A 16,345-nucleotide genomic window follows, 5' to 3' on the forward strand; every position below is an offset into this window, starting at 1 on the left:
TTCAGCCATGAAGTGCGCGCTGCCCGGACGCATGGCGGCCACTGCTGAGGTGGCCGCCCAGGAACCCGCTCACCAGCAGCAGGACTGCCCCGGCCCGCGCCAGCCGGACGCCCAGCCGATGATTGCCGCGGGAGCGGGCACGCCAGGAGGCGATGTACACGGCGGTGGCTGCAGCATTGGCGCCGGCGTGGAGGATGCCCACGCGCTTCAAAGGCCGGTCCTTGCCGGACCAGGTCGCCCAGCCGGACAGGGCGGTGGGAACGGCGGCGACGACGCCGAGGGCCACCAGGCGCTGGGAGGAACGGCGGGAAGCGTCGTCATCGACGAGGTCCAGGAACACTGCCGACCACCAGGCGCCGAAGGGGCCGTCGGTGAGGATGGTGTGAAGCGGTATGCCGGTGGTGTCACCGCGGATAAGTGACCGGATCCGGGGCTGCGACATCAGCCGGGACGCCAGTGGATCCGCTGCGTCGACAGCGGCGTCCAATGAGGTGGCATCTTCAAGGTTGCCAAGGAGTCGGGTGTACCTGCCGGGGCTGGAAGCGGCGTGCATGAGCACAAAATACTCCTGGTGCCGCCGGGCCGCACGCCTTTTTTGCGCCCGGAGGCTTTTCCTGGCGCTGCAGCTAGTGCAGTTGGAGGTGGGTGTTCTGCAGGACCTCTGACTTGATGTGCTGGACCAGGCCTGGAAGTGCCGTGTGGATCTGGTGCCAGACGGCGTCGAAATCAGCATGCCCGCCGTACCAGGGATCTTCGATGCCTTGGTCCAGCCGGTCCCGGTCGGCCATGGCGGGATCGAAGCTGCGGAACATCCGGATTTTGTCCAGGCAATCCTGGTCCGGAGCCGCTTCACTCAGCCAGGCATAGTGGTCGATGTCGAGCGCGAGGATCAGGTCGCGCTCGCGGAACCACGCCGGCTCCCACTCGCGCGCCACGTGCTGTTCCGAGGCCAGCTGGGTCACCGCCAGGCGGCGGGCAGCGCGGGGATCAATAGGCCGGCCGGCCTCGTAACCCGTGATGCCTGCGGAATCCACTTCAACCAGCATGTCGAGGCCCTCGCGTTCAAGTGCTGACTGGAGCATCAGCTCGGCCATCGGGGACCGGCAAATGTTGCCCGTGCAGACAGTGATGACGCGGTAGGCGCTCGACGTTGAGGTCATGGAACTAAGCATGCGCGCTCCGGCCACCTTTGACCAGCCGCCTGTTCACAAAGTTTTACTGGGTTGTAAAGATGCATTACGAGGTATGAAAACGGGTACGGGCCCACGTTGTGTGATCGGGGGTTTCCGCTTGGGCGCCGGCCGCTAGTGAATCAGGGCCAGCAGGATGCCCACACCCACGAACAGGACACCAAACACCCTGCTGAGGACCAGCTGGCCCCGTTCGGTGCTGGTGACGCGCTGGAATGACCTGGCTGCCGCGGCAAAGAAGAACCACATCACCAGAATGTCGATGACCACAATGGTGGCCGTCAGCACGGCGTACTGCGTAAAGAGGGGCTGTTCGGGCCGGATGAACTGGGGTGTGAAGGCGAGGAAGAACACGATCGCCTTCGGGTTCAGCAGGTTGACCCAGAAGCCGCGCCGGAAGATGGACCATGCAGGTTCGCTGCGAAGGGTAGCAGCCTGCTCCTGGGCCGCGGCGGGCTTGCTGAGGAACTGGCGGACACCCAGGTAGACCAGGTAGGCCGCCCCGGCGTAGCGGATCACGTTGAAGGCAACCGGCGAGCTTGCCACCAGGACGCCGACACCGAGCGCGACGATCAGGACATGCACCACCAGGGCCGCCTGCTGCCCCAGGATTCCCCATATGGATCGGCGGAACCCGGCGTTCAGCGAGTTGCTCATGGTGTTGATGGCCCCTGCACCCGGGGTGAAGCTGATCAGGGCGCCGGCGCCTGCCAAGGCCAGCCATAGGGAAAATTGCACTTGACAATCTTACGGTGGCAATTGGCTGCCGTTTTTTCAGTCCCTGTGACGCTGTCCGGGCAACCAGGAGTCAGGCCCGCGCGATGACTTCGCCGTTGGGGATCAGGAACCAGCCGTCGTCCGTGGATCCCCAGCGGTGCCAGCCGGCAGAGATCCGGGCAAGGCCTGCGGCGTCGGCGAATCCGTACTCCAATGCCTGCTCGGCGAAGGCCGAATGCAGCACCCGCTCGCCCCAGACGCGTGCCTGCCAGCGGCGCCGCTGCGCCGTGGCGTACAGCCAGTTGCTGCTGGTGGGCGCGACGTCGGTGAAGCCTGCGGCCTGTGCCCAGCTGACCAGCCGCCGCCCGGCGTCGGGCTCTGCTCCGTTGCGCCGTGCGATCCTCTGGTACAGGTCCATCCACTCGTCCAGCTCGGGGACGTCGGGATACCAGCTCATGCCATGGAAGTCGGCGTCGCGCACGGCCACGATGCCACCGGGCTTCGCGACGCGCCGCATTTCGCGGAGTGCCTCGACGGGGTCGGTCAGGTGCTGGAGGACCTGGTGGGCGTGGACCACGTCGAACGTTTCGTCGGCGAAGTCCAGGTCGTAGATGTTCCCTGCCACGAATTCGACGTTGGGCACTTCGCGTTCGACGGCGAGCGCCTGGGCCTGGGCGACGATGTCCGGTGAGCGGTCCAGGCCGGTGACCTTGCCGGGGCTGACCAGGGCTGCGAAGTCGCAGGTGATGGTACCCGGTCCGCAACCGACGTCGAGCAGGGTGGACCCCGGAGCCAGGTAGGGCAGGACGAAGGCCGCGGAGTTTTCGGCGGTCCTGGCGGCATGGGCACGGACCACCGATTCGTGGTGGCCGTGCGTGTAGACGTCGTCTTCAGGCTGCTGCGCACTCATAAGCAAACGCTACCCCCACGAATGGCGCACTTACCCAGTTTCCGTCCTTGCCGCAATGGTGGCTTCGATCATGGCGGTCATGAATCGCGTGACAGTATCCAGCTCGGATTCGGAGAAGCCGGCCAGCGCGCTCCCCATGTGCTTGGCCAGCGGGGCGAAGATGGCTCCGCCCTCACGGAAAGCCTTGGGGGTCATCTTCAGCTGGACCTGCCGCCGGTCCGTGCTGTGGCGTTCGCGGACCACATGGCCGGCGCTGTCCAGGCGGTCTATGAGGGCAGTCGTGGCGGGGGAGCTCAGGTTCAGTTCTTTCCGCAGCAGCCCCGGCGTCACCACATTTCCCCGGGCCGTGTGGCGCATGATCACTGCGAGGGCGTTCATGTCCGTGCGGTGCATGTCCTTGCGGTCCCCGGCCGCATCCACGTAGCGGTTCGCTTCAAGGGTGAACTCCTGCAGGATCCGGAGCAGCGGGTGGCCGAACTCCGGCCCGGCCGGGGCGGAAGGTGATGCGCCGGGTGCCGTGTTCCCTGCCATCTCCACCTCCCGGCTGCTATGTCCCGGGCTGCGTATTTGCCCAAGCGTACTGACGGATATTACTCCAGGGCCGGTTGGGCCGTGATGACGCTGCCGGACCCCGTCACTCAATCCGGACAAAAAAGCTTGACTGGCACTTATCTCTGTTATGGAGATAATCTATGCTGGAACAAATACTACTCCACCTGCCCGATAAGGAAGGCACCATGAAACGCACAAAAGTTGGCAGGGAACGGGTTCCGTTCTGGCTGCGCTGGCTGGTCCCCGTTGTCCTGGTGCTGGCCTGGCTGGGGCTGGCCGGGGTCGGCGGACCCACCTTCGGCCGCCTGGACGAGGTCTCGTCCAACGACCAGGCATCCTTCCTGCCCGCCAGCGCCGAGGCAACCGAGGCACAGGACTGGCAGGCGAAGTTCCGCGACTCGGACGAGGTTCCCGGCATCATCGTCATCGAGAAAAACGAGGCCTTCACGCCCCAGCAGCTGGGCGGGCTGGCCACACTGAAGACCGACCTCGAAAACCTTAAGCTGGGCAGCACCGTCATCGGGCCGATCCCGTCCAAGGACGCCAAGGCCGTCCAGTTCGTGGTCCCCATTGGCTCGTCCGCTGAGATCAAGGACGCCGTCAAGGAACTCCGCGCAACGGTGAAGGGCGCGGCGCCGGAGGGTACCCAGACCTTCGTGACCGGTCCCGCCGGGCTTGCGGCGGACCTCACCGCGGCGTTCGGCGGCATCGACGGGATCCTCCTGCTCGTTGCCCTGTCCGCCGTTTTCGTGATCCTCCTGGTGGTCTACCGGTCCCTGCTGCTGCCCGTCATGGTGCTGCTGACCTCGGTATTTGCCCTGTGTGCGGCCATCCTGCTGGTGTTCGGCATGGCCAAGGCCGGCTGGATCCAGCTCAACGGCCAAAGCCAAGGCATCCTCTCCATCCTGGTGATCGGTGCCGCCACGGACTACGCCCTGCTCTTCGTGGCCCGCTTCCGCGAAGCGCTGACCCACACCACCAACCGCACGGCAGCCGTCCTTGCCGCCTGGAAAGCATCCTTTGAGCCCATCCTGGCTTCCGGCGCCACCGTGATCATTGCGCTCCTGTGCCTGCTCTTCTCCGACCTGAACTCCAACAAGGCCCTGGGCCCGGTGGCCGCCGCCGGCATCCTGTGCGCCCTGTTCGCCGCCCTGACCCTGCTGCCCGCCCTGATGGCACTGTTCGGCCGGGCCGCGTTCTGGCCCTTCCGGCCCAAGCTGCTGCCTGCAGACCAGCGTGAACCCGAACTGGTCACCGGGCTGGAAGGCCAAAAGGGCCTGTGGCGGGCCACCGGTTCGCTCGTCTCGCGGCGCCCCAGGACGGTCTGGGTTGCCTCGGTCCTCCTGCTGCTTGTGGCCGCGGGCGGCCTGTTCCAGCTGAAAGCCAACGGTGTACCGCAGACGGACGTCATCCTCACGACCTCCAACGCGGTGGACGGCCAGGACGCGCTGGCCCGCCACTTCGATGCCGGCAGCGGCAGCCCCGCCGTCGTGGTTGCAGACCAGGGCAAGGCAGCGGAGGTGCTGGAAAAGGTTAAGGCCGACGACGGCGTGGGCGAGGCCTACCTGCTGGGCCGCGGCAGCGTGCCGGTCACCGGAGCCCCGGGTGCCCCCACCACACCCGACGTCCGGGACGGGAAGGTCCTCATCAACGCCACGCTGAAGAATGCCGCGGACTCGCTGGAAGCGGAGGAGACCATCAAGGCCCTGCGCACCGAGGTGAAGGCCGTCGATCCCAGTGCCCTGGTAGGTGGCGTGACTGCCACGGCCCTCGACACCAACACCACCGCCCAGCATGACCTGGTGGTCATCATCCCGGTGGTCCTGGTGGTGATCCTCTTCATCCTGATGCTGCTCCTGCGCTCCATCGTGGCCCCGGTCCTGCTGGTGCTCTCGGTGGTGGTGTCCTACGCGGCAGCGCTGGGAGTGTCGGCCTTCGTGTTCAACAACCTCTTCGGTTTCCCGGGAGCCGACGCCACCGTCCCGCTGTTCGGCTTCGTCTTCCTGGTGGCCCTGGGTGTGGACTACAACATCTTCCTGATGAGCCGGGTCCGCGAGGAATCGCTCAAGCACGGCACCCGGCCCGGCATCCTGCGTGGCCTGGTGGTGACCGGCGGCGTCATCACCTCCGCCGGCGTGGTTCTCGCCGCCACATTCGCCGCCCTCGGTGTCATCCCCATCATGTTCCTGGTGCAGCTGGCCTTCATCGTGGCCTTCGGCGTCCTCCTGGACACCGTGCTGGTGCGCTCGCTGCTGGTGCCGGCGCTGGCCTACGACATCGGGCCGAAGATCTGGTGGCCCAGCAAGCTGGGGCGCACCGACGGCGAAACTGTGGCACGGCCGCGGCAGCCCGGCGTCGAACCGCTGGAAGAAGTGCCCAGCCACTGACCCCTCCGCGCAAAGAGCGAAGCCTCGGAGCACTAACCCTGCTGCCGCCACCAATCCACGGTGGCGGCAGCAGCCGTTTCCAGCGGCGTGGGGGCTACTCCCAGGGCCGCCTGGGACGCGGCCGAGTCCATGATGAACGGCCGCTCAAACTGGTACAGCATTTCGGCCAGCTCGCGGGCCCCGGCTGAGAACATCGCCGCAGCGCGAAGGGTCCAGCCGGGCAGGGCGCGCACCTTGGGGGCCGGCCGTCCGGCCGCAGCGGCGAAGGCGTGGGCCAGTTCCATCTGGTTAAGCGCCGGCCCCGTGGGGGCGTGCCATACGGCATTCCAGGCGGAGGGCCTGTCCGCCGCAGCGACCATTGCCGCGGCCAGATCCGGTACATACGTGAACGAGTGCGGCTGGCTGGCGCTTCCCATCACGCTGACGCTCTTTCCCGCCAGGATGGGCGCCACCATCCGTTCCCCGCCGTGCGCCATCCTGACGCGCGGACCAAAAAAGTCGCCTCCCACCACGCTCACCGTTGGCGTTGCGGCAGCCTCGCGGGCCCGGAGCAGCTCCGTCCGCACCCCGCGTTTGCCGCCCACAGCCTGGCGCGGGCTCTCCTCTTTCATCACGCTGTCCGGCTCGCTGTAGGAATAGAGGCTCTCGGGGAACACGACGACGGCGCCCGCCTCGTGCGCCGCGGTCAGGACCGCCTGCTCGGCTGCGGGAAGTTCCGCCCGCCAGGCGGCGGCGGTGTAGGCCGAACCGTGAATGCAGTGGAAGACAGCCCGGGCGCCCGCGAGGGCAGTATGCAGAACTTCCGGGTCCCTTGCATCCCCGGCAATACGCTCGATCAGGGGGTGCTGTGGTCCGCTGCCCGACCGCGTGAGTACGCGCACCCGCCGTCCCAGGGCTGCCAACTGTTCGGCGACCGTCCACCCCACCGGTCCCGCTCCCGTCACTACATACACATCTGTCATGGTGGCCTCCTTGCATCCTGTTTTGAGAGCACTGCTCTCAAAACAGGATGAGCCCGAAAGTAGATCAAGTAAAGAGCGGTGCTCTCTTTTGATTCCCGCGCTCTCGGTTGTGGCATGCTGGACCCGTGACTGAAGACGGGAAAACAACCGGCGCCGTTGCCCGGCCCCTCACCCCGCGGCAGCGGGCAAGGACCCAAACCGCGGCGGATATCATCCGCCTGGGGCGGCAGCACCTGGCAACGCATGGTGCTGCCGCGCTCTCCCTGCGCGCGGTGGCGCGGGATCTGGGGGTGGTGTCCTCCGCGGTCTACCGGTATGTGGAGAGCCGGGACGAGCTCCTGACCTTGTTGCTGATCGACGCGTTTGGTGAACTTGGGGACGAGGTGGATGCCGCCGTCGCCAAAGCGCCGGAGGATGACCACACTGCCCGTTTCCGGGCGCTGGGCCGGGCGGTCAGGGAGTGGGCTTTGCGGGAGCCTGCCAGCTACGCGCTCCTTTTCGGCAGCCCCGTTCCCGGCTACAGCGCCCCGGCGGAGCGAACAACGGGCCCCGGCACGAGGGTCATTGTCAGCCTCATCGGCATCCTGGACGTGGCTTCCCGGGCGGGGCGGCTGGCAGTTCCGCCCGTAGGCGCCACGCAACTGCCGCCAACCCTGGGCGGGGACCTCGCCGCCATCCGTTCCGGGTTTGGCCTGGACATTCCGGAGGAACTCGTGGCGCGGGGCGTCCTGGTGTGGAGCTCCCTCTTCGGTGCAGTCAGCTTCGAGGTTTTCAACCAGTACGGACCGGACACGTTCCATGCGCCCGCTGAGCTCTTCGACCATCACCTCGCCGTCCTGGCAGGCATCGCGGGCCTGCCTGCAGGCGCCTCCAGATAGGTGCCGGCGGAGCCCTGTTGGTGTGCGCGGGCCGTCGATAGACTGCCAGTGCGCCCGCATGGACGCGGAGCCTCGAAGGAGAGATGCACCATGACCGAGAATCCCGAAGTTGCAGCCGAAGAGCCCCGCAAGGGAAGCAGTGCACCCGGACTGGAGGGTGAAGGCGGGCAGTATGTGGACGGTGACTATGGTGATGCCGGCGCCGTGGAGCGGCCGGCGGATGAACGGGACGACCAGTATCCGGAAGGCAACTACGGCGACGCCGGAACAGTTGGGGCCCCTTCGGGAGGCGCGGGGGAAGGCGGACATTATGTGGATGCCGACCACGGTGCCGCCGGCACCGGCAGCGAGCCCCGGCGGGACCTTGCCGATGGCGAATACGAGGAAGGCGACTACGGCGACGCCGGGACCACCGGAGGCGCCCGGACGGAGCGTGCTGTCCGCGAGGGCCTCACCGACGGCCAGGTCCAGGCGACCGATGAGGAGCGCGGTCCGCTGCATGGCGACCGGAATCCGGAGCGCTGAACCAGCCGGAGGGGCCGTTCTCCTAAAGCGAACTGTGGTGCCGCCGTCGTAATTCGGCGCCCGGATGCCCGGAATGGCGCGGATTTTTCACCCGCCTATCTATTGCCGCATGCAAAGTTGAGCGTACCTAACTCAACTTTGGATTGACATCGCTGGTGCCCTGAGTAAAGTTGAGTGCAGAACGCTCAATGCTTAGGGCGCCAACCAGTTTCCAAGGAAAGAAGGAAGCAACACATGTCACGTGCAGTAGGTATCGACCTCGGAACCACCAACTCCGTCGTCTCCGTTCTCGAAGGTGGCGAGCCCACCGTTATTGCCAACGCCGAGGGTGGCCGCACCACGCCGTCGGTGGTTGCATTTTCCAAGTCCGGCGAAGTGCTGGTTGGCGAAATCGCCAAGCGCCAGGCCGTCAACAACATCGACCGCACCATCGCCTCCGTCAAGCGCCACATGGGCACCGACTGGACTGTCGCGATCGACGACAAGAAGTACACCCCGCAGGAAATCTCCGCGCGTATCCTCATGAAGCTGAAGAACGACGCCGAGTCCTACCTGGGTGAAAAGGTCACCGACGCGGTCATCACCGTCCCGGCCTACTTCAACGACGCCGAGCGCCAGGCCACCAAGGAGGCCGGCGAAATCGCAGGCCTCAACGTCCTGCGCATCGTCAACGAGCCCACCGCCGCGGCCCTCGCCTACGGCCTGGACAAGGGCAAGGAAGACGAACTCATCCTGGTCTTCGACCTCGGTGGCGGAACCTTCGACGTCTCCCTGCTGGAAGTGGGCAAGGACGAAGACAACTTCTCCACCATCCAGGTCCGCGCCACCGCGGGGGACAACCGCCTGGGCGGCGACGACTGGGACCAGCGCGTCGTCGACTACCTGCTGAACCAGCTCAAGGTCAAGGGCATCGACCTGTCCAAGGACAAGATCGCCCTCCAGCGCCTCCGCGAGGCAGCCGAGCAGGCCAAGAAGGAGCTCTCCTCCTCCTCCAGCACCAACGTCTCCCTCCAGTACCTCTCCGTCACCCCCGACGGCCCGGTCCACCTGGACGAGCAGCTCACCCGGGCCAAGTTCCAGGACCTCACCAAGGACCTGCTGGAGCGCACCAAGAAGCCGTTCCACGACGTCATCAAGGAAGCCGGCATCAAGCTCTCCGACATCAACCACATCGTGCTGGTCGGCGGCTCAACCCGTATGCCTGCCGTCTCCGACCTGGTCAAGGAACTGGCCGGCGGCAAGGAGCCCAACAAGGGCGTCAACCCGGACGAGGTCGTGGCCGTCGGTGCCGCACTGCAGGCCGGCGTGCTGAAGGGTGAGCGCAAGGACGTCCTCCTGATCGACGTCACCCCGCTGTCCCTCGGCATCGAGACCAAGGGCGGCGTGATGACGCACCTGATCGAGCGCAATACCGCCATTCCCACCAAGCGGTCCGAGACCTTCACCACGGCGGATGACAACCAGCCGTCGGTGGCCATCCAGGTCTTCCAGGGCGAGCGCGAGTTCACCCGCGACAACAAGCCGCTGGGCACGTTCGAACTGACCGGTATCGCCCCTGCACCGCGCGGCGTTCCCCAGGTTGAGGTCACCTTCGACATCGACGCCAACGGCATCGTCCACGTCTCCGCGAAGGACAAGGGCACCGGCAAGGAACAGTCCATGACCATCACCGGTGGCTCCAGCCTCTCCAAGGAAGACATCGACCGCATGGTCAAGGACGCCGAGGAGCACGCAGCCGAGGACAAGGCACGCCGCGAGGCGACCGACACCCGCAACACCGCCGAGCAGCTGGCCTACTCCGTGGACAAGCTGATCGCCGACAACGCCGACAAGCTGCCCGAAGAGGTCAAGACCGAGGTCCAGGCCGACGTCGACGCCCTCAAGAAGGCCCTCGAAGGCACCGACGACGCCGCTGTGAAGTCCGCATTCGAGAAGCTGCAGGCTTCCCAGACCAAGCTGGGCGAGGCCATCTATGCCCAGGCCGGTTCGCCGGACGGCGCAGCCGCGCCCGGCGCTGAGGGTGCCGCAGGAGCTTCGGCAGGTTCCTCGGACGAGGACATCGTCGACGCCGAGATCATCGACGAAGACGAAGCGAAGAAGTAACCCATGCCGCACCACGGTAACGAGGAAGAGCACAACGCATCCGCCGGCCAGCAGAACGCGCACGGCAACGGCCAGGAACCGGTCATCCGGGACAACCGCAAGGTTGACCCGGTGACCGGACAGGCCCGGCACCCCGAGGGCGGCCACGCCGCCCCCGGGGCCGGGTCCCAGGCCGGCGCGGCGGATTCCGACGGCGACGCGCTGGCCCAGGCCGAAGAGATTCTCAACGGCGTGGACGTGCCGGCCGAGGACTCCGTGGCCCAGGGGGCTCCGGCAGGATCAGCCGGCAACGCCGAGGCAGCAGAACTGCGCAACGACCTGCTCCGCCTGCAGGCTGAGTACGTCAACTACCGCAAGCGCGTTGAACGCGACCGCGCCGTGGCAGGGGAGATGGCCGTCATCGGCGTCCTGAACTCCCTGCTCCCGGTCCTGGACGACGTCGACGCCGCCCGGCAGCACGGTGACCTGGCCGATGGTCCCTTCGCCGCGATCGCCACCAAGCTGGAGAACGCGCTGAAGACGTACGGCCTGGTCCGGATCAACGAGACCGGTGTGGAGTTCGATCCCACGATCCACGAGGCCCTGATCCAGCAGCCCGGCGAAGACATCGAGGTTGACACCGTCAGCCAGGTCCTCCGCTCGGGCTACAAATCAGGAGACCGCGTCCTCCGCGCCGCGCAGGTGATTGTGGCCGTTCCTGCTTAGGTTGCTCTCGTGGACGCGCCGGACGGATAAGGGGGCCCCGCCCCTACGGTGGGTGGCGAAGGATCTGCGATCCTCCGCCACCCACCTCCGGCAGGCCCGATGCCACTCCCGGGCCCCCTTATCCGTCCGTCGCTCGGCGGTTGTGTCACCTAAGGTGAGATGACCACAAGCTCGAAGCGCAGCTGGGTAGGGGGCCGCGGCGTGGCGGGCACCGCGAAGCGGGCACGGCCCCCCAACCCGGCGGAGCGTCGCCCCGCCGGGCACTTAGGTTTTGTTTAAGAAAGGAAACGCCATTGGCTAGCCAGGATTGGGTGGACAAGGACTTTTACAAGATCCTTGGTGTTGCCAAGGACGCTTCCGAAGCCGACATCAAGAAGGCCTACCGGAAGCTTGCGCGGCAGCACCACCCTGATACCAATGCCGGGAACGCTGCTTCCGAGAAGAAGTTCAAGGACATCTCCGAGGCTTATTCGGTGCTCTCGGATCCCGAAGAGCGCCAGCAGTATGACGCCATCCGGGCCATGGGCAGCGGCGCCCGGTTTGCTCCCGGTGGCGCCGGCGCCACGAACGGCGGGTTCGAGGACATGTTCGGCGGCCTCTTCACGGGCAACACCGGGCGGCACGCGGGCGGGTTCAACCCCGCAGGCGGCGGCATCCCGCCCGAATTCGCAGACCTCTTCGGCGGCTTCGGCGGTGCTCCGGGCTTCCAGCGCACGCCGCAAAAAGGTGCCGACCGTACCGCATCCACCAGCATCTCGTTCGCCGGCTCCATCCGCGGAACCACCATTGGGCTTCGCGAGCCCAGCGGCGAGGTCATCGACGTGCGTGTGCCGGCCGGCATCAAGGACGGCCAGAAGGTCCGCGTCCGCGGCAAGGGCCAGCCTGGTGCTGCCGGCAACGGCGACCTGGTGGTCTCCGTCTCCGTCCAGCCCCACGCCTTCTACACGCGCGACGGCGACAACCTCCGCATCCATGTACCCGTCACCTTCCCGGAAGCTGCTTTGGGAGCGGACATCGAAGTTCCCACCATCGACGGGGAGAAGGTAAAGGTCCGCGTTCCGGCGGGCACGCCGTCGGGCCGTACCCTGCGGGTCAAGGGCAAAGGCGTGAAGACGTCCAAGGCCACGGGCGACCTCCTGGTGACCATCGACGTCGCGGTTCCCAAGAATCTCAACAAGGATGCCGAAGCTGCGGTCAAGGCGTTCGCCGAGGCCACATCGTCGGCGGATGTCCGTGAGGGCCTGGCAGCCAAGGCCCGGCTCTAGGAGCGGGGGTGAGCCGTGGACATCAGTGCTGACCAGCCGATCTTCGTGATCTCCGTGGCGGCCGAGCTGGCGGACATGCACCCGCAGACGCTGCGGCAGTATGACCGGCTCGGCATCGTCAAGCCCAGCCGTGCCCCGGGCAAGTCCCGGCGCTACTCGCAGCGTGACGTGAACATGCTGCGCGAAGTGCAGCGCCTCTCCCACGAGGGTGTGTCGCTGGAGGGGATCAAGCGCATCCTGGAACTCGAAAACCAGGTGGCCGCGCTCCAAAGCCGGATCTCGGAACTCACCGAGGAACTCGGGCGCCGCCCGCGCGCGGTGGACTCCCGGATCTTTGCCGCCGGCGCCGCCGGTGACGTGGTGAGCCTGGCGCGCGGGCAGCGGCCACGGCCCAGGTCCCAGGCCATGGTGGTGTGGCGCCCCCGGGCCATTGGACAGTAGGGCCCGGCAGGTACCGCTTCCCGGCGTCCCGCGAAAATAGAGTACCGACTACTCGTGACGGAAAAGCCCCCCGAAACTTGAATGGAACCATCGCCGGATCAGCGGCGATGGTTCCGCAAGTTCTGGGGGTTTTCCGTGTTTAAGGTTCTCAGCAAAACTCTTCACAGCAAGGCCCGGCCGTGAGCCCGGGAATGGAAGCGGTCACTGCCTTCAGCGGCTCCATGCCGGGGCAGATCCTGTTGGCCCTCGGGCAGACCATCGTGGTGGTCTGTGTCTGCTTCGACATGGTCCGCGAGTTGTCCGTCCCGAGGTCGCACCGGCGCTTCGTGGCCAGCACTGTCTTCCGGACCCTGGCCATCCCGTCGGTCATGGCCAACGCGCTGACGGTCTTCATCGCGCTGGTGGTGTCGTCCTGGGTGGACGTGGTGATGGGCATGTTCGTGCTGGTGGCCATCGTTTTCCGCTTCCACTACAACAAGGACGAGGATAACTGGTGGAAGGGCAAGGGAAAGAAGCTCGCCCGCTGGGCCCGCCGGCAGTTCGCTGGCCGGCCATCCACTGCCCCGGCTATGGGCTAGCAGTCCCGGGACCGGGGCAGTTTCCGGCCGGCAACCCTAACCGTTGATGACCTGGGGGACGCCGAGGGCCTTGAGGCCTTCGACGCCGAACTCCACCCCGTAGCCGGACTGTTTCGCGCCGCCGAACGGGATGCGGGGGTCCACGGCGCCGTGCCGGTTGATCCACACGGTGCCGGCCTGGATGCGGGCTGCGACGTCGCGGGCGGCCTTCAGGTCCGCGGACCAGACGGAGGCGCCCAGTCCGACGTCGAGCCCGTTCGCCATCTCCACCGCTTCGTCGATGGTGCTGTAGCGGATGATCGGCAGGGCCGGGCCGAACTGTTCCTCGGCCACCAGCGGGTTGTCGTTGTCGATGTCCGCCACCAGGGTGGTGGGGTAGAAGTAGCCGGGCTGGCTGGTGTCCGGGTTGCCGCCGAGCAGGATGCGTGCTCCGGAAGCCTTTGCCGCCTCCACGAGGTTGGCGACGACGTCGTACTGGGCTTTGTTCTGCAGCGGTCCCAGGACGTTGTTCTCGTCCAGGCCGTTGCCCATGGGCATCTGCTTGGCGACCGCCACGAGCTCGTCACAAACGGAGTCGTAAATGTCGTCGTGGACGTAGAGGCGCTTGAGCGCGGCGCAGGTCTGGCCGGTGTTCAGGAACGCGCCCCAGAAGATGTCCTGGGCGATGGCCTTGGGGTCGGCATCGGGCAGGACGATGCCGGCGTCGTTGCCGCCCAGTTCCAGGGTGAGCCGCTTGACGGTGTCCGCGGAGGACTTGATGATGGCGCGGCCGCCTGCGGTGGAGCCGGTGAACATGATCTTGCCGATCGCCGGGTGGTCGGTGAGGCGGGCGCCTACTTCGCGGCCGCAGGAAACGGCCGAGAGGATGCCGTCGGGGAGCTCTTCGTTGATGACCTTCACCAGGGCCAGCACGGACAGCGGAGTGTTGCCGGAGGGCTTGACCACCACGGCGTTGCCCATCCGCAGGGCCGGGGCGAGCTGCCAGACGGCGATCATCATGGGCCAGTTCCAGGGACCGATGGCGCCGACGACGCCGATGGGCCGGTAGTGCAGTTCGGCGCGGGTTTCGCCGTCGTCCACGATGGTTTCCGGTTCCAGCGGCAGGCCGGCGGTGGCGCGGAGCCACGCGACGCAGGCGCCGACTTCGAAGCGGGCGTTAGGGCCGTTGAGGGGTTTGCCCTGCTCGCGGGAGAGCAGCTGGGCGAGTTCCTCGGCGGAGCGTTCGACGGCGTCGGCTGCTTTGAGGAGCGCGGCGGACCGGGCGTCGTGGCCCAGGGCAGCCCACGCGGGCTGGGCGGCGGCGGCGGCGGACACGGCACTTTCCAGGTAGTCGAGGCTGTGGATGGGGGCTTCGCCCACAGCTTCGCCGGTGGCCGGGTCAAAGATGGTCCGGCCGGAGCCGGCGGCGGGGGCAACGGACGCGAGAAGCGCATCATAGGTTTCCAAGGGATACTCCACTTCGAGTAGGCAAGGACGCCAGCCGGTCGGCGTAGCGGGTTACCCCCAGTGTGGTTGGCAACCCGGTCGAGTCTCTTGTCTTTGTGCGCAGAGCGCTTGTTCGGTAGCGAACGCAATGTCACGCCAAGCACGCTTTTGCGCACCGGACGGTGTCGGGACCCCGTGTTTCCGGGGTCCCGACGCCGAAGGTGGGCTTGAAGGGTGCCGTGCGTGACGCCGTCGTACCCGGCGGTTATCCGGCGTAGGGGTCTGCGATGCCGATGTATTGGGTGGTGGTGTATTCGGCGATGCCTTCGGAGCCGCCTTCGCGGCCGAGGCCGGATGTTTGACGCCGCCGAAGGGTGCTGCGGCGTTGGAGATGACGCCGGCGTTGAACCCGACCATGCCGAATTCGATCTGCTCCGCCATACGAAGGAGGCGGTTGAAGTCGCGGCTGTAGAGGTAGGACGCCAGCCCGTACTCACTGGCGTTGGCGAGTGTGATGGCTTCTTCGTCAGTGGTGAAGGTGGTGATGGGGGCGACGGGTCCGAAGATTTCCTGGCCCAGGATCGCAGCGTCGTTGGGGACGTTGGCCAGGACGGTGGGCTGGTAGAAGTAGCCGGGCCCGTCCACGGGGGCGCCGGAATCAATCAGCGGCCCGACCTGTGTGCCGGGGTTGGTGCCGCGGCCGGTAGCCAGGGCGCCCATCGCGGCGGCGAACCTGGCCGTGAATTCGGCGGCGACGGATTCGTGGACCAGGAAGCGGTTGGCTGCGGTGCAGGCCTCGCCCATGTTCCGCATCTTCGCCGCCATGGCCCCTTCGACGGCGGCGTCCAGGTCGGCGTCCTCGAAGACGATGAACGGGGCGTTGCCGCCGAGTTCCATCGAGGTCCGCAGCACGTTCCGGGCGGCGTCGGCCATGAGGCGCTTGCCCACGGGGGTGGAGCCGGTAAAGGAGACCTTCCGCAGCCGGGAGTCCTTCAGCAGCGGCCCGGAAACCCCTGAGGCGGAGGAGGACGCGACGACGTTCAGGACCCCGGGCGGGAGGCCGGCGTCGAGCATGGTCTGGGCGAAGTACTGGGCCGTGAGCGGTGTGAGCTTGGCGGGTTTGAGGACCATGGTGCAGCCGGCGGCCACTGCCGGGGCGACTTTGCGGGTGGCCATGGCCAGGGGGAAGTTCCAGGGGGTGATGAGCAGGCAGGGGCCGACGGGTTTGTGCTGGACGAGGATCTTGTTCTTGCCCTCCGGGGTGGTGAGGTAGCGGCCGTAGTCACGGACGGCTTCCTCGGCGAACCAGCGAAGGAACTCGGCGCCGTAGGTGACTTCGCCGCGGGCTTCTGCCAGGGGTTTGCCCATTTCCAGGGTCATCAGCAGGGCGAAGTGTTCGGCGCGTTCGGTGACGAGGTCAAAGGCGCGGCGGAGGATGTCGGCGCGTACCCGGGGTGCGCTGCGCGCCCAGGAGGCCTGGACGGCGTCGGCCGCGTCCAGAGCGGCCACCGCGTCGGCGCTGGTGGCGGAGGCGAGGGTGGCGAGCACCTCCCCGGTGGCGGGGTCGTGCACATCGAACGTGCCGCCGTCGGACGCCTCGCGCCACTGACCGTTGATGAGCAGGCCGGTAGGGACGGAAGCCAGGAGCGAGGCTTCATGCTCCGGCGAGAAGGCAGGGGAGATCGCAGAAAGTGTCATCAGAAGTCC

General features: G+C 66.9%; 15 protein-coding genes and 1 pseudogene. 8 read left to right on the top strand and 8 right to left on the bottom strand.

Annotated elements, in window-relative coordinates:
- Position 1: 1 nt before the first annotated feature.
- From PV772_RS00180 to PV772_RS00200, 5 genes are all read right to left on the bottom strand, one after another.
- Positions 2-553, bottom strand: coding sequence for a DUF2231 domain-containing protein (locus PV772_RS00180; RefSeq protein ID WP_347885011.1), 552 nt, complete (start codon positions 551-553; stop codon positions 2-4).
- A 73-nt stretch (positions 554-626) separates the two neighbouring features.
- A complete protein-coding gene (locus tag PV772_RS00185; protein WP_141159088.1) occupies positions 627-1,160 on the bottom strand; it encodes a low molecular weight protein-tyrosine-phosphatase in 534 nt (177 codons plus the stop codon).
- Between the two features lie 144 nt (positions 1,161-1,304).
- Positions 1,305-1,928 (bottom strand): LysE family transporter, encoded by a 624-nt coding sequence (locus tag PV772_RS00190; RefSeq protein WP_307357958.1) that lies wholly within the window; start codon positions 1,926-1,928, stop codon positions 1,305-1,307.
- A gap of 70 nt (positions 1,929-1,998) precedes the next feature.
- On the bottom strand, positions 1,999-2,817 hold the full coding sequence (locus tag PV772_RS00195) for a methyltransferase domain-containing protein (protein ID WP_347885012.1): 819 nt from the start codon (positions 2,815-2,817) through the stop codon (positions 1,999-2,001).
- 30 nt (positions 2,818-2,847) lie between these two features.
- On the bottom strand, positions 2,848-3,348 hold the full coding sequence (locus PV772_RS00200; protein ID WP_141159091.1) for a MarR family winged helix-turn-helix transcriptional regulator: 501 nt from the start codon (positions 3,346-3,348) through the stop codon (positions 2,848-2,850).
- A gap of 206 nt (positions 3,349-3,554) precedes the next feature.
- On the opposite strand from PV772_RS00200, the gene PV772_RS00205 reads away from it, so the two are divergent.
- The gene (locus PV772_RS00205; RefSeq protein ID WP_347885013.1) at positions 3,555-5,756 is read left to right on the top strand and encodes an efflux RND transporter permease subunit; all 2,202 of its coding nucleotides are present in this window, start codon (positions 3,555-3,557) and stop codon (positions 5,754-5,756) included.
- Between the two features lie 32 nt (positions 5,757-5,788).
- Here the strand turns inward: PV772_RS00205 and PV772_RS00210 are convergent, their stop codons facing one another.
- Positions 5,789-6,718: an NAD-dependent epimerase/dehydratase family protein gene (locus PV772_RS00210; RefSeq protein ID WP_347885014.1), complete on the bottom strand. Its 930-nt coding sequence runs from the start codon at positions 6,716-6,718 to the stop codon at positions 5,789-5,791.
- A gap of 125 nt (positions 6,719-6,843) precedes the next feature.
- Here PV772_RS00210 and PV772_RS00215 point away from each other — a divergent pair, with 125 nt between their 5' ends.
- The 7 genes from PV772_RS00215 to PV772_RS00245 all read left to right on the top strand — a co-directional run bounded on the left by PV772_RS00215 (position 6,844) and on the right by PV772_RS00245 (position 13,213).
- Positions 6,844-7,596, top strand: coding sequence for a WHG domain-containing protein (locus tag PV772_RS00215; RefSeq protein WP_347885015.1), 753 nt, complete (start codon positions 6,844-6,846; stop codon positions 7,594-7,596).
- A gap of 90 nt (positions 7,597-7,686) precedes the next feature.
- Positions 7,687-8,121, top strand: coding sequence for a hypothetical protein (locus tag PV772_RS00220; RefSeq protein ID WP_141159094.1), 435 nt, complete (start codon positions 7,687-7,689; stop codon positions 8,119-8,121).
- Positions 8,122-8,355: 234 nt separating this feature from the next.
- On the top strand, positions 8,356-10,224 hold the full coding sequence (gene dnaK / locus PV772_RS00225; protein WP_141159095.1) for a molecular chaperone DnaK: 1,869 nt from the start codon (positions 8,356-8,358) through the stop codon (positions 10,222-10,224).
- A gap of 3 nt (positions 10,225-10,227) precedes the next feature.
- Positions 10,228-10,929: a nucleotide exchange factor GrpE gene (locus PV772_RS00230; RefSeq protein WP_141159096.1), complete on the top strand. Its 702-nt coding sequence runs from the start codon at positions 10,228-10,230 to the stop codon at positions 10,927-10,929.
- A 293-nt stretch (positions 10,930-11,222) separates the two neighbouring features.
- Positions 11,223-12,194 carry a DnaJ C-terminal domain-containing protein gene (locus PV772_RS00235; RefSeq protein WP_210411349.1) on the top strand — a complete coding sequence of 324 codons (972 nt, stop codon included), beginning with the start codon at positions 11,223-11,225 and terminating at the stop codon, positions 12,192-12,194.
- 15 nt (positions 12,195-12,209) lie between these two features.
- Positions 12,210-12,635, top strand: a complete 426-nt coding sequence (locus tag PV772_RS00240) for a helix-turn-helix transcriptional regulator (protein WP_141159097.1) — start codon at positions 12,210-12,212, stop codon at positions 12,633-12,635.
- Positions 12,636-12,826: 191 nt separating this feature from the next.
- Entirely contained in the window at positions 12,827-13,213 is a 387-nt protein-coding gene (locus PV772_RS00245) for a hypothetical protein (RefSeq protein WP_347885168.1), read from the top strand.
- A gap of 36 nt (positions 13,214-13,249) precedes the next feature.
- Here the strand turns inward: PV772_RS00245 and PV772_RS00250 are convergent, their stop codons facing one another.
- Complete coding sequence (locus PV772_RS00250) at positions 13,250-14,659, bottom strand: aldehyde dehydrogenase family protein (protein ID WP_347885016.1); 1,410 nt, start codon at positions 14,657-14,659, stop codon at positions 13,250-13,252.
- Positions 14,660-14,903: 244 nt separating this feature from the next.
- Positions 14,904-16,336 (bottom strand): annotated as a pseudogene (locus PV772_RS00255) (NAD-dependent succinate-semialdehyde dehydrogenase).
- Positions 16,337-16,345: the final 9 nt, after the last annotated feature.

The sequence above is a fragment of the Pseudarthrobacter sp. CC12 genome (assembly GCF_039907755.1).
Taxonomy (GTDB): domain Bacteria; phylum Actinomycetota; class Actinomycetes; order Actinomycetales; family Micrococcaceae; genus Arthrobacter; species Arthrobacter niigatensis.